Origin of the sequence: Streptococcus merionis DSM 19192, assembly GCF_000380085.1 — a bacterium.
GTDB lineage: Bacteria > Bacillota > Bacilli > Lactobacillales > Streptococcaceae > Streptococcus > Streptococcus merionis.
This window is the reverse complement of record NZ_KB904544.1, coordinates 28,603-41,620: the sequence shown is the minus strand read 5'-3', so window position 1 is coordinate 41,620 and position 13,018 is coordinate 28,603. Positions and strand designations below refer to the sequence as shown.

At 43.5% G+C, this 13,018-nt stretch carries 12 protein-coding genes; 2 read left to right on the top strand and 10 right to left on the bottom strand.

Annotated elements, in window-relative coordinates; genetic code table 11:
• Positions 1-38 precede the first annotated feature (38 nt).
• The 6 genes from A3I5_RS0104995 to A3I5_RS0104960 form a co-directional block, all read right to left on the bottom strand.
• The gene (locus tag A3I5_RS0104995) at positions 39-995 is read right to left on the bottom strand and encodes a glutathione S-transferase family protein (RefSeq protein ID WP_018373528.1); all 957 of its coding nucleotides are present in this window, start codon (positions 993-995) and stop codon (positions 39-41) included.
• A gap of 6 nt (positions 996-1,001) precedes the next feature.
• The gene (locus A3I5_RS0104990) at positions 1,002-2,048 is read right to left on the bottom strand and encodes an LLM class flavin-dependent oxidoreductase (RefSeq protein ID WP_018373527.1); all 1,047 of its coding nucleotides are present in this window, start codon (positions 2,046-2,048) and stop codon (positions 1,002-1,004) included.
• Between the two features lie 336 nt (positions 2,049-2,384).
• Complete coding sequence (locus A3I5_RS12895; protein ID WP_083903302.1) at positions 2,385-3,224, bottom strand: DUF6287 domain-containing protein; 840 nt, start codon at positions 3,222-3,224, stop codon at positions 2,385-2,387.
• A gap of 160 nt (positions 3,225-3,384) precedes the next feature.
• A complete protein-coding gene (locus A3I5_RS0104970; protein WP_018373523.1) occupies positions 3,385-4,626 on the bottom strand; it encodes an ABC transporter permease in 1,242 nt (413 codons plus the stop codon).
• Positions 4,627-4,630: 4 nt separating this feature from the next.
• The gene (locus A3I5_RS0104965) at positions 4,631-5,323 is read right to left on the bottom strand and encodes an ABC transporter ATP-binding protein (protein WP_018373522.1); all 693 of its coding nucleotides are present in this window, start codon (positions 5,321-5,323) and stop codon (positions 4,631-4,633) included.
• Positions 5,304-6,488 (bottom strand): efflux RND transporter periplasmic adaptor subunit, encoded by a 1,185-nt coding sequence (locus tag A3I5_RS0104960; RefSeq protein ID WP_018373521.1) that lies wholly within the window; start codon positions 6,486-6,488, stop codon positions 5,304-5,306. Before A3I5_RS0104960 ends, A3I5_RS0104965 begins: the two co-directional genes overlap by 20 nt.
• A gap of 255 nt (positions 6,489-6,743) precedes the next feature.
• Between A3I5_RS0104960 and gorA the strand changes: the two genes are divergently transcribed.
• Positions 6,744-8,096 (top strand): glutathione-disulfide reductase, encoded by a 1,353-nt coding sequence (gene gorA, locus A3I5_RS0104955; RefSeq protein WP_018373520.1) that lies wholly within the window; start codon positions 6,744-6,746, stop codon positions 8,094-8,096.
• A gap of 170 nt (positions 8,097-8,266) precedes the next feature.
• Here the strand turns inward: gorA and A3I5_RS0104950 are convergent, their stop codons facing one another.
• From A3I5_RS0104950 to A3I5_RS0104940, 3 genes are read right to left on the bottom strand one after another with little or no spacing between them, the layout of a single operon-like run.
• Positions 8,267-8,620 (bottom strand): arsenate reductase family protein, encoded by a 354-nt coding sequence (locus tag A3I5_RS0104950; protein WP_018373519.1) that lies wholly within the window; start codon positions 8,618-8,620, stop codon positions 8,267-8,269.
• Between the two features lie 12 nt (positions 8,621-8,632).
• Positions 8,633-9,130, bottom strand: a complete 498-nt coding sequence (locus A3I5_RS0104945; RefSeq protein WP_018373518.1) for a methylated-DNA--[protein]-cysteine S-methyltransferase — start codon at positions 9,128-9,130, stop codon at positions 8,633-8,635.
• Positions 9,117-9,668 (bottom strand): GNAT family N-acetyltransferase, encoded by a 552-nt coding sequence (locus A3I5_RS0104940; RefSeq protein WP_018373517.1) that lies wholly within the window; start codon positions 9,666-9,668, stop codon positions 9,117-9,119. Before A3I5_RS0104940 ends, A3I5_RS0104945 begins: the two co-directional genes overlap by 14 nt.
• Before the next feature lie 203 nt (positions 9,669-9,871).
• Between A3I5_RS0104940 and A3I5_RS0104935 the strand changes: the two genes are divergently transcribed.
• On the top strand, positions 9,872-10,936 hold the full coding sequence (locus A3I5_RS0104935) for a helix-turn-helix domain-containing protein (protein WP_231869673.1): 1,065 nt from the start codon (positions 9,872-9,874) through the stop codon (positions 10,934-10,936).
• Between the two features lie 219 nt (positions 10,937-11,155).
• On the opposite strand, the gene A3I5_RS0104930 is transcribed toward A3I5_RS0104935, so the two are convergent.
• The gene (locus A3I5_RS0104930; protein ID WP_018373515.1) at positions 11,156-12,661 is read right to left on the bottom strand and encodes a phosphohexomutase domain-containing protein; all 1,506 of its coding nucleotides are present in this window, start codon (positions 12,659-12,661) and stop codon (positions 11,156-11,158) included.
• Between the last annotated feature and the right edge of the window lie 357 nt (positions 12,662-13,018).

The window sequence follows — 13,018 nt, the reverse complement described above, 5'->3', positions numbered from 1 at the left end:
ACCAGACAAAAACTCCAACAATACAGCTGGAGTTTTTCTTATACTTTCCAATACAGAATCGGTCCTGTTGGGACAATGCCTGTTGGGTTAATCGTTTTGTGGCTGCCGTAATAATGGCGCTTGATATGATCAAAGTTGACTGTCTCAGAAATGCCTGGCAAATTGTAAATACGTTTGGTATAATCCCAGAGATTTGGATAGTCCACTAAGCGTTTGAGATTACATTTGAAATGGCCATAGTAGACCGCATCAAAGCGTACCAGAGTGGTAAAGAGACGGATGTCTGCTTCAGTCAATTGATTACCGACTAGATAATGTTGATTTTCTAGTCGCTTTTCCAGCTGATCCAAGGCTTCAAAAAGGATTCTGACTTCTGTTTCATAGACTGACTGTTTGGTCGCAAAGCCTGCCTTATAAACACCATTATTGATAGTATCATAGACGAAGTCGTTCATCTCATCGATTTCGGATTGGAATTTTTTTGGATAATAATCTGCTGTATTACCTGTCAGTTCATTAAAAGCCGTGTTGAAGATTCGCATGATTTCAGCCGACTCATTGTTAACAATCGTTTTAGTCTTCTTATCCCATAGAACAGGAACAGTCACTCGTCCTGAATAGTCAGGCTGAGCTGCAGTGTAGACCTGATACAGATAATCACTTTGGTTGACATCATCTGCAATGACTCCTTCACCTGTCTCAAAGGTCCAGCCGTTTTCCAACATGAGAGGGTGAACAACTGAGAGACTGATGTAATCTTCTAAACTTTTGAGCTTACGCATCATGAGAGTCCGACTAGCCCAAGGACAAGCCAGTGAGACGTAGAGGTGATAACGACCAGATTCGGCCTTAAAGCCAGCTTTTCCCGTCGGACCCGCAGAACCATCTGGTGTAATCCAATTGCGAAATTGGGTTGTAGTGCGGACAAATTTTCCACCGGTTGATTTAGTGTCATACCATTTGTCCTGCCAGACTCCTTTAACTAATAATCCCATCTGTTTTTATCCTTTCTCAGCAAAATAGGCGCGAACCCTAGGTGCTACTTCTTCTCCATAAAGACGGATAGCCTCCAGCACCTCTTCATGCGGCATAGAGCCAAGTGGCAGATGAAGCATGAAGCGATCTAGTCCCAAGTTTTCGATGAGAGCAATGATTTTTCTAGCCACATGGTTTGGATCACCGACAATCATAGCACCATCTGGACCGATAGACTGTTCGTACTGTTCATAAGTCATTTCCTGCCAGTGAGGGCGACCTTTAGCGATATTATCAACAGTCTTCTTGGTCGGATAGAAATATTTGGCAACCGCGTCAGCTTGATTTTTGGCAATGAAACCCCAGGAATGCGCACCAACCTTCATTTTCTTTTGATCATGACCTTCATTCTCAGCCACTTGATGATAAGCATCAATCAACCGTTTGAAATACAGGGGATTGCCACCAATAATGGCGTAAACAATAGGTAAGCCTTTTTGAGCAATCTTGATGGTCGATTCGACATTACCACCTGTCGCTACCCAGATAGGGAGTTGATCCTGAACAGCTCTTGGATAGACATCCTTTTTATAAACTGTCTGAGTCAGTTGCCCTTGCCAATCAAGGTTAGTCGCTTTGCTGGTTTCCAGTAACATAGCCAATTTTTCGTCAAACAGTTGCTCGTAGTCATTGAGGTCATAGCCAAATAGGGGAAAGGACTCGATAAATGAACCGCGACCAGCCATGATTTCTGCTCGGCCATTTGACAAGGCATCAATAGTCGCATACTGTTGGTAAACCCGAACGGGGTCTGCACTAGAGAGAACGGTAACTGCTGAAGTTAGGCGAATATGCTTAGTATTGACCGCGCCAGCCGCTAAGACAATCTCTGGTGCTGATACCGCAAAATCCTCTCGGTGATGCTCGCCAATTCCGTAAACATCTAGACCAACCTGATCCGCTAGCTCAATCTCTGTCACTAGCTGGCGGATGCGCTCACCGTGGGAAAAGGTCTCTCCAGTGCCCTCAAGTGGTGTTGTTTCTCCAAATGTTGAAATGCCTAATTCGATCATTTTTGGTCTCCTTCCTCTTCTTAGCTCTATATTATCACTATGTATTGATAATTACAACCAAAATGCTTATCAACAACCTGTCCAGGTCAAAACTTGATACTATCATTTCACCATAAGAAAACACCGGTTCTATCTACAATTTCCTGATATGGTCAGCTTTTCATATGCTCTTGATACTCAAAGAAAACCCAAAACTCGTACAATTAGAAAAAGCCTGAAATCAGGCTCATAGAAACTTGATTGCAGGCCTTTTGTGATATTACTGATTCCTTGATGTTGACTAGCAACAAACCTTTTTCCCAATCCTGTTTGAGCATTCGGTTGAGTCATTTGGTTTTATTGATAAGTGTCTGAGTGAGGGATATAATAGCGAATTCCCTCATGTGAGACATAGCTATACCAGTTTTCACCATTTGATTCGAAGAAACGATCCCAATTGACAGTATTTCCAGCAGGATAGGTAAAGGCCACCTCTGCTGATCTGTCTGGTTGGACATAAACATTGGTATCAACTGCTAAATAAACGGAACTTGGACTAGCAGGTTCTTCAACAAGCGTTGTGGATGAAGAGACTTTATAAAAAGGATGGTCTTCATCTGTCGCTGACTGTCCTGCTACAAGAGCATCTTCCAAATAGGTTGTGCCACCTGGTGCACTAGCTCCTTTGGGAACAATCATAAAGGCTGCCCCTCCACCATAAGAACTTGCCATATTAAAATGAAGAACTCCATTTTGGTTTGAAAGAAATGTTAAAGAAGAAGTCTTTGAAACAAGACCACTTTTATTAAGGACAAATGTCATGCCATCATCATTCTTCCAAGTACCAGCAACACTTGAAAAATCACCTGCTTCAATAGCTTTAAGGTCAAAGGCTGTTGTTGAGGCAGCTGGTTTAGTTTCACTAGAGGATGGCGTATTGGCTGACGAAGATGAGCTCGAAGCTTTGGAAGATGAGGAAGAACCCGAAGCTGATTTAGCAGAACTAGACGCTACCTCTGATTTCTTTTGAGATGAAGAAGTATTTTTTGTGCTAGTTGATTTAGTAGTTGTGGTTTGGCTAGATTTGCTGACGCTTGTAGACGAACTCTCCGTGTTTTGTTTTCCGTTACTACAGGCTGTTATGATGAATAATGTGCTCAATAGAGCGAGTGATTTTAAAACTGTCTTGTGTTTCATGACGAAACCTCCTCAGATTTTTCTAATGCTATTATACCAGATGATTTTGATTTAAGCAAGAATGTCTGTAACATTATTGTAATCTTTTTGTAAATAAATAGTTACTTTAAAAACTGAAAAACGGCACTTCTTTTCTGAGAAATGCCGTTTAGAATAGTGCTTATTCGTAGCGAAGCGCTTCAATAGGGTTGAGTTTGCTGGCTTTGTTGGCAGGCAACATACCAAAAATGATACCGATCAAGGCCGAAAAAGCAATTGCTCCAAGGGCGACATCCAGCGATACACTGAGTGGAATGGCCAGTTCAGGATTATTAGCCATAAGCCTCTCAATAACTTTGGTAATCACAAAAGCAAAACCAAGGCCAATCGCACCACCAATCATCGTCAAAACCATAGCTTCTATCAGGAACTGGGTCAGAATTTTAAAACGCGTCGCTCCTAAAGCCTTGCGAAGACCAATCTCACGAGTCCGCTCAGTGACTGAAACTAGCATGATGTTCATGACACCGATACCACCCACTAAAAGAGAAATCCCAGCAATAGCTCCAATAATCGTGGTCATCACGCCAAACTGAGTATTGATTTCATTTACAAGACCACTAATATCATAGGTGGTGAACTTGCCACCTTTTTCTGCTACTCCTGACAATTCTGTCATTTTAGCGGCTGCTTCCTTCCCAATCTCGGTAGCCCGTTTAGGATCTGAAATGTGGATGTAGGCTGCTCCGACCTCAGGAATACCAAATTCTGCTGATAGTTGAACATTGGTCATAAGAGCACTTCCCCCCGAGGACATTCCATACATAGCTGTACCTGCCTTGGGATCTTCAAATACTCCGATAATGAGGAGACTTTTGTTGCCAACGGTAACAATTTTATTAATGGCGGATTGTATATCACCAAATAATTTTTCAGCTAAGGTTCGGTCAACCATGACAATGCTGGCAAAAGTGGCAAAATCTGAAGCTCTAAAAGAGCGGCCAGCTAAAACAGTGTAATTCTTGACCTCAAAATACGTCTGATTTCCCCCAATCAAATAAACTGACTCTGCTGTTTTGTTTTCGTAGCTGACAGTATTTGATGTACTGTTCGTAATGTAGTAATCTTCCACGCCATCAATTTCTCGGAGTGGACTCAACCACTCCTCCTTGATAGTCGGAGACTCTTCACTATAAGCCCCCCCTGTGTGGCCATCGGATTCTTCTTCCGACTTCGCCTCATAGTAGAGCTGCAGGTCTTGTTGATCTTCTGAGAAACTCTTTATGACTTGTTCGGTCATACCGCGTCCTAGCGCCATGATAACAACAACAGCCGCCACACCGATGATAATCCCCAGCATGGTCAAGAAGGAGCGCATCTTATGACTCCAAATGGAAGAGAGGGCAAATTTCCAGTTTTCCATGAATCTACTCTCCTTTCGTGATGTCTTCTGTGATAATGCCATCACGCAACACGATACGGCGAGTGGCGTATTCCGCAATCTCTGGCTCGTGAGTTACCATAATAATGGTCTTGCCCTCTTGATTCAATTCAGTCAACAAGTCCATAATCTGGGCGCCCGTTTTAGTATCTAAGGCTCCTGTTGGCTCATCGGCCAGTATAATGGCAGGGTTATTGACTAAGGCACGGGCGATGGCCACACGCTGCTTTTGACCCCCTGAGAGTTCTGATGGCAAATGGTGCATACGCTCGGCAAGCTCAACCTTTTCCAAAAATTGTTCCGCTGACTTGCGGCGCTTATTTGCTGAAACACCAGCATAAATCAGTGGCAATTCTACATTTTGTAGGGCATTGAGCTTAGAGAGGAGGAAAAACTGCTGGAAAACAAAGCCAATCTGACGGTTACGCACTTTGGCTAAGGCTTTTTCATCTAGACTATCAACCGCTTTGCCTTCTAAGTCATAAGAGCCAGATGTCGGCTTGTCAAGAAGACCGATAATGTTCATCAAGGTTGATTTTCCTGACCCTGATGGTCCCATAATCGCAACAAATTCACCTTCTTGGATGGTCAAATCAATATCCTTGAGGACACGGAGCTCCTGATCCCCGTTCTGATAGCTTTTAGTGATCTGTGATATCTCAATCAGTGGCATTGTCATCGACTGTCACCTCCTGACCGTCTTTCAAATCCAAAGTCGGATTAGCAAGTACAATATCTCCTGCTTTTAATCCGCTTGTAATCTGCTGATTGGCACCATCTGCACCACCGACTTCAACAGGAACACGCTTAATTTTCTTACTAGCTTTGTCATAAGTGTAAACGAAGTAATTGGTGCTATCTTCTGTCATGACTGCTCCTACCGGCACCATAAGCCCTGACTGATTGCCACTGACCTGAATGTTGACTGTAAAACCTTGCTTGAGGTCACCAATATCGCTGGTCAAAGTGACTTTGAAAGGATACTTGGCACCAGAAGTGTTTCCTGAGCCTGCATTAGCATTGCTAGTGCCTCCTCCGTTGGCGTTATCTGGGTAGTCTGAAATGTAGGTTACTTTACCAGTCCAGGTTTTATCGGGATAGACCTTCGAGGTCATCTTGACCTCTTGACCAACTTTGATGTTAGCGAGATTATACTCAGACATTTCTCCTGAAACGACTAAGCTACCGCTGTTAACGATATGAACAACGGTCTGTGCAGTGCTAGTCGCACTCTTAGTCACATCACGATTGACTTCAACCACAGTCCCTGCAACGGTGCTCTTAACGCTAGTATCATTAAGGGCTTCCTGAGCTTTGTTGACAGCGTCAGCCGCATCTGCACGTGCATCTTGCAAATCTCTCATTTGCCCATCAACTGTTCTCTGAGCATTAGCGGTGGCTTCACCATCTGTTTGTTCATCTCCTGTTTCAGAGACGACCACACCGTAGGTACTTAACTCGTAAATTTGACGGTCTACCTTGTTGAGAGCTCTTACTGCAGCATCATAGGCCCGCTGCGCTTCTGTACTGTCATAACTCAAAAGAACTTGACCAGCGGTCACTTGATCACCTACATTGACTGCGATAGAAGCAAGCTCTCCCTTAGTGCTATCATAGTAGACATACTGCTCTTCGTTGGCTTTGACTGTTCCTGTTAAAAGTGTCGTTGAGGTTAACTTCCCTTCTTTAACTTCGGCAGTGGTGTAAGTTGATTCTGCTTTAGCAGACTGACGTGTACCGCCTCCCATGAGCCCCAAGCCCAAGATACCTGCAATTGCAACAACTACCAAAGCTACAAGTCCAATCACTGTTGCCTTAAATGCTTTGCTTTTCCCTTTAAACATCGTTTACTTCTCCTTTTCTAGTCTTTGAATGACCTTTCATTTTAGGAAGAAACTAGGTATCTTAATGATGCCCCTAATTTCTGTACCTTTGTCTCGTTTATATCATACAATTTTAAAATGTCTTTTGCAAGTATTTTATAACTTTTTATAACTTTTTAAAAGAAATTTATGACCGTAGTAGATTTTTGACCCGACTCGAAAAAAAGGCTACAATGAAAGAAAGTTTACTAAGGAAAAATCATTCGGAGGTTTCATATGGTCAAAGAATTTGACGCTATCGCAATTGGAGGAGGATCTGGAGGATCTGGCTTTGTTAACCGCGCAGCCATGCACGGAGCTCAAGTCGCCGTGATTGAAGGAGCTCAAGTCGGCGGCACCTGTGTTAACTTGGGCTGTGTACCCAAAAAAATTATGTGGTACGGTGCTCAAGTCGCTGAAACCATGCATCTCTACGGGCCTGACTATGGCTTTAACCCTGAAAAGGTGACTTTTGATTTCGCCAAACTGCGAGAAAATCGTGAAGGCTATGTGGAACGTTCGCGTAATGGTTATGCCAACAACTGGAATCGTAACGGCGTAACTCATATTGAAGGCTTTGCTAAATTTGTCGATGCTAATACCATTGAGGTCAATGGCGAGCTACTGACCGCCAAACATATCCTAATCGCAACCGGTGCTCAGCCGGCGCTTCCAGATATTCCGGGTGCTGAATTGGGTGAGACTTCAGATGATTTCTTCGGCTGGGAAAGCTTACCTGAGTCGGTTGCAGTGATCGGTGCAGGTTATATCGCTGTTGAATTAGCTGGTGTGCTTCATAGTCTAGGTGTCAAAACGGACCTTTCTGTCCGCAAAGAAAGCCCTTTGCGCCGTTTCGACCCTTATATTGTCGAAGCTCTGGTTGATGAGATGGAGCGGACAGGCCTGACGCTTCATAGTCACAAAGTACCAACCAAGCTCGAAAAGATAGAGAATGACAAACTTCAGTTGACCTTCGAAGATGGCAGCCAGCATGTGACTGATCGTGTCATCTGGGCTATTGGCCGCAGACCAAATGTTGACCAATTAAATTTGCAAGCCGCTGGTGTAACCTTGACCAAACGTGGCTATATCAAGGTGGATGAGTTCCAAAACACTGATGTTTCAGGTATTTATGCGCTCGGTGATGTGACAGGCGAAAAAGAATTGACACCTGTTGCCATTAAAGCTGGACGAACACTAGCAGAACGCCTCTTTAATGGACAAACACAAGCTAAGATGGACTACACCAATATCCCAACGGTGGTCTTTTCCCATCCTGCTATCGGAACAGTTGGGCTGACCGAGCCAGAAGCTATCGAAAAATACGGACAAGATCAGGTTAAGGTTTATACTTCAAGCTTTGCTTCGATGTATTCGGCAGTTACTCAGCACCGCCAGCCGACCAAACTCAAGTTGGTCGTGACAGGGTCCGATGAAAAAGTCGTTGGTCTACACGGTATTGGCTATGGGGTAGATGAGATGATCCAAGGATTCGCTGTTGCTATTAAGATGGGGGCGACTAAAGCTGATTTTGACGCCACTGTTGCTATCCACCCAACGGGTTCCGAAGAATTTGTGACCATGCGGTAAAATGAGAGAGGGAATCGTGCCCGCCAACAAAGAGGTTCCTCGGAAACCACAGACAAAAGAAAAAGCGAATGATAGCAATCACCTGAGACAAAAAGGTTGCTTATCATTCGTTTTTTGTAGATTATTTCTAGTTTTAAGGATTAACCACATAGCATTTCCAAACAGAATAACTATAAGCCTAATTCCTGATAGGCTGTTCGATAGCCGATTTGGTATACTTTATTGCCATCTGCTAAAATGGGACGCTTGATTAACATGCCATCAGCAGCAAGAAGTTCAACTGCTTCTTCTGTAGATAATGTCGGCAATTTATCCTTGAGTCCCAAGGCCTTGTAAGAATTGCCACTGGTGTTAAAGTAAGCTTTAAGTGGCCAGTCATTTTGGTCCAACCAACGTAAAAGTTGACCTGCTGAGGGTGGGGTTTCCTTAATGTTGATGGCTTCAAACGCCACACCAAGTCCAGTTAATTCCTTCTTGGCTTTTTTGCAAGTCGAGCAGGTTGGGTATTCAAAAAATGTTAGCATATGCGTATCCTTTCAATGAGAAGTCAAATTAGCCTCATGGTTGAGAAGCCAGATTTTCTTATCCAGACCTCCAGCGTAGCCTGTTAGCAGGCCTCCTTTTCCAACAACACGATGGCAAGGGATAAACAAGCTGAGAGGATTTTTCCCAACTGCCCCTCCAATAGCTCGAGCCGATCGACACTGGAGCTGCTGAGCCAGTTGACCGTAGGTCACGGTCTGACCGGTGGGAATTGTCTGAAGAGCCTGCCAGACTTTGAGCTGAAACGGGGTTCCTCTAGGCGCCAAGAGTGGCTGCTCTGCCATTTCCCCTGCAAAATAAGCGTCCAGCCAGTCAACTGCCAACGTTAAGGAAGCGTTCATCTCCTGACGAAACTCAAGCTCCTCATAGCCGTGCTCAAAATAAGCTTGTCCTTTAAAATAGCTGCCAATCAAGGCATTGTCATCTGCCAGTAAGCGCATGAGGCCTAGCGGAGAGTTGTAATCTATCTTGTAAAGTTTAGTCGGTTTCATAATGGTCGCCTATATTTTGGAAGAGAGCGCGCTCATTTTTGGACTTGATTTTCTGATAAGCCAGACGCTCACCGTCAATCGGCACCTTACCACAGTAAACATAGCCTAGCTTTTCAAGAATATGCTGCATGATAGTATTCTTCTCATGAGTGTCGCAACGAAAATCACGACCACTGTGCCCTTCGATCAAGCCTTGCAAGAAAGTCTGAGCGATTTGCTGTCCTGAAAAATCAGAAGCCACTGCAATCCGATGAAAAACCACATAGCGTGGGTTGTTATGAGCCCACTTGCCATCATAAATCTTCTCATAGGCTGGATCTCCACTGTCAATGACAGCTGCATAAGCTACAATTTGGTCTTCAAGCAGAGCCACATAACCTTGACCGGACAAGATGTCTTCAATCACATCGTCAGCATTGGGATAGCCATTCTCGCCCTGCCACTGATCACTGCCAGAGGCTGCTAGAAAAGCCTTGGCTTGGTCTAAAATCGCTACAATCCGCTCCACTTCATTAGGATGAGCTAGTCTAATTTCCATAGAAACACACTCCTTTACAAGATAACTCTATCATACTATTTTTCACACAAGTATTCAAGAAAGGAAGCGGGACAGCGATGAGAGGTAAGGGTAGATTTTTTGCCAAACCTCATTCTCTCCAAATTTCCCGCAAATATACTCCAACTAATCTTCTACAATTTCCAACTTATTTTCTCTTGTTGTTTGATTTTATGAAAAGTATAATGAGAGTAACAAGTGCACTTGATTTTATTTTTGGAGATTTGTCTATAAAAACCATCGGCGAACAGATTAAACACTTACGGTTAGATGCTGGACTGAGTCAGACACAGCTAGCAGAACGCTTGGGTATCTCTAATCAGGCGGTATCCAAATGGGAGACAAATTTTTCCCAACCAGATATTACTCTCTTACCTGATTTGGCAACTATTTTTGGTATCAGCATTGACAGTCTCTTTGGCTATACAAAGGAAAAAATGTACACTCGAATAAGCAGTCGGCTAGAAAGCGGTGATTTCTTGACTCTAGCTGAATTTGCGGAATTTGAGCAATTTCTACTGAGCGAAATTCGGGACAACTGCAGTCATTATGAAGCAACATCAACTCTGGCCGGGCTTTATTTCAGCCAGTCAGAGAATTTAGCCAAGAAAGCGGTAATCTATGGCAAAAAAGCCTTAGAATTAAACCCTAATAACAAATATGAAATCAGTCTCATCAACAACGCTTCCCGCGGCGCGCTTTACGATTGGGATACGAAAAACCACCACGAGTTAATTGAATATTACCAAAAGTTACTGACTATTGCTCCTGAAAACAAGCGCGTCTACTTCTTCTTGCTGGATAATCTCATTGACGATGGCCGCATTCAGGAGGCTAAAAAATGGTTAGAGTTGTCATACCGTAACAACCCTGATCTGCTTAATGATTACTATACCCTGTGGATTCGTGAAAAAGCGACCAGTTTTGCAACTGTTAAGACAGATTATCTCGCTCTGGCTGAAAAGCACCTTAAGGATTGGCGCGTACTTTTTTCTGTCGCTAATACCTTATCCCAACACGAATGCTATCAAGAAGCTATTCCGATTTGGCGCGCAGCTTTTGACGCCCAAGAAAAACCACGCTATACGGATTACCACTATGCCATTGCCCAGTGCTACCTAAGACTTGGCGATAAGGAAAATGCTATCGCGGCTTATAAGGATATGCTGCAGGTTTTAAAGAATGATTGGGGCTTCCGATTTGGTGCTGAAGTTGACCGCATTCAACAAAAAATCCAAGAGCTTGCCTAAAACACCTGATTTCATTGCCAAAAAAGTCACAAGAAATCAAAGGCAGTGATTAAAAGACGAATGATGGGAGTGGAGCAACGCTAACCAAGATGAACGAATTCCTTCTCCTTTTCATTTTCAAGCTCAGTCTGAAATAGCTTCACGTCTCCAAACCATTGGAAATAGCCATTTTGACTAAACGAAGGTGAGATTGGATTTTTTGCCCAATCTCGAAATTTATTAAATCAATTCTAGTAATTTACTTTGATTGACTTTTGGATACTTGTTTAAGAATGTATTTAATTCCTTAAGAACGGCTGGCATAAAGCCTTCTTGGTCATTTTCAACCTGAAGCACCAAAAGAGGCTCGTGCAAACTCATCCGCAATAAGAACCAACCTTGCCCAAATGGCTCCGTAAGACTAAAGCGAATCCCCTCTTCGTTTTCAGGATTGACTGTCCAGCCTGGAACCTGATGGTGTTCAAGATCAGCAATGACTTTCAAACCGAGTTTCTTATAGTCGTCCGCTTCAAGCTTGAAACGAACTTCCTGTGTCTCTACTGGCTGTTTCAAATCAGCAATCAGGTCATCAACTGTCTGACCTTTTTCTGCCAATTTTGGCAAAAGCATGAGGATTTTTGCAGCTGCATAAGTCCCATCATCAAGGAAATAATTTTCCTTAAAGGCCGCATGTCCACTGGTTTCAATGGCCAGTTGGCAATCCACTCCTTCTTTATTGGCATCAATGGCACGGTTAATGACATTGCGGTAGCCTGAAATATAGCGAATCTGCTTGCCACCTAATGCTTCAATGAAATTTTTCAAATGGTCTGAAGTCGGTGAATTAGTGACAATACTGGTTCCTGGATGTTCAGACAAGGCGATTTGGCTCAGCACAGCAATCAAATTGTTGCGATTGAGGATTTCACCCTGCTTGGTCACGACCGCTGCTCGGTCCACATCTGTGTCAAAAATAATTCCCAAATCAGCCTTGTGCTCCAAAACAGCTGCCTTAATGCTAGCCATGGCTTCTTTATTATCAGGATTTGGAATATGATTCGGGAAAGTGCCATCTGGATCTAGGAATTGTGATCCTTCTGTATCTGCACCCAAGACTGCCAAGACTTGGTCAGCAAAGAAGCCGCCGGCGCCGTTTCCAGCATCAACAATAATCTTCATATCAGCTAGAGGCTTGTCTGTTTCAACACCGCTACCATTTTTGATTTTTTCTACCAAATCAGCCGCATATGGTGTCAAAATGTCCACTTTTTCAATCGTTCCTTCGGTATCATGGTGACTTGGTTCGATATTTTCTAGGATAAAATCGATATCTTCGTGCTCTGCTCCGCCTTTTTCACTAAAAATCTTAATCCCATTAAAGTAGTATGGCAGATGACTAGCCGTAATCATCACACCAGCATCACAAGAAAATTCCTCATACTGGGTGGCCATGAACATCGCTGGCGTCGTTGCAAGGTCAAAGTCCAAGACCTGAACGCCTTGGCTGACCAACTCATCCATCAAGGTTTGAGCTAATTGAGGGCCACTCAAACGGCTATCACGACCTACGCCAATCCGCAAAGTCCCAGCCTGGTAGGCGGTCTCGTTTTCTTGTCGAAGCCAGTTGACGAGCCCTGAGGCAATGCTTTTAACGGCTTCTTGGGTCAAGGTCACTGACCAATCATCGGTTTCAATGGCAATGCCACGGATATCTGATCCATTTTGCAATTTTGCTAGTTCTGACATACAGAGTCCTCCTTAAAATAACAACGCTTTCATAGGACTATTTTATCACAAGTTACCTGTTTATGAAACTGCTTGCAAACATTTTCTAGTATTTCTTGGAAAGGTGCCCATCTTTCATCTCATAGACGGCATCACAAGACTTCACCATTCGCAAGTCATGTGTCCCATAACAATCGCTTTTTTGCGTTTTGGGGCTTCCTTATTAGGACAAAGTTATCTCAAAAGCTGAACATCACCTAGCATGCTTTTCTGAACCACAGTTGTACTGTTCTTGATTCAAACACAGGGAGTTGCTCATAGAGCAAAACTTTTTCGTTCTGCTCTTTTTCAAGTTGACGATAAAAACTGCATAAAGTC

Coding starts and splice junctions, on each gene's coding strand:
- A3I5_RS0104930 (WP_018373515.1), bottom strand. CDS start 12,661: ATGTCAGAACTAGCAAAATTGCAAAATGGATCAGATATCCGTGGCATT.
- A3I5_RS12895 (WP_083903302.1), bottom strand. CDS start 3,224: ATGAAACACAAGACAGTTTTAAAATCACTCGCTCTATTGAGCACATTA.
- A3I5_RS0104960 (WP_018373521.1), bottom strand. CDS start 6,488: ATGTTTAAAGGGAAAAGCAAAGCATTTAAGGCAACAGTGATTGGACTT.
- A3I5_RS0104945 (WP_018373518.1), bottom strand. CDS start 9,130: ATGAAACCGACTAAACTTTACAAGATAGATTACAACTCTCCGCTAGGC.
- A3I5_RS0104970 (WP_018373523.1), bottom strand. CDS start 4,626: ATGGAAAACTGGAAATTTGCCCTCTCTTCCATTTGGAGTCATAAGATG.
- A3I5_RS0104995 (WP_018373528.1), bottom strand. CDS start 995: ATGGGATTATTAGTTAAAGGAGTCTGGCAGGACAAATGGTATGACACT.
- A3I5_RS0104935 (WP_231869673.1), top strand. CDS start 9,872: ATGAGAGTAACAAGTGCACTTGATTTTATTTTTGGAGATTTGTCTATA.
- A3I5_RS0104965 (WP_018373522.1), bottom strand. CDS start 5,323: ATGACAATGCCACTGATTGAGATATCACAGATCACTAAAAGCTATCAG.
- gorA (WP_018373520.1), top strand. CDS start 6,744: ATGGTCAAAGAATTTGACGCTATCGCAATTGGAGGAGGATCTGGAGGA.
- A3I5_RS0104990 (WP_018373527.1), bottom strand. CDS start 2,048: ATGATCGAATTAGGCATTTCAACATTTGGAGAAACAACACCACTTGAG.
- A3I5_RS0104940 (WP_018373517.1), bottom strand. CDS start 9,668: ATGGAAATTAGACTAGCTCATCCTAATGAAGTGGAGCGGATTGTAGCG.
- A3I5_RS0104950 (WP_018373519.1), bottom strand. CDS start 8,620: ATGCTAACATTTTTTGAATACCCAACCTGCTCGACTTGCAAAAAAGCC.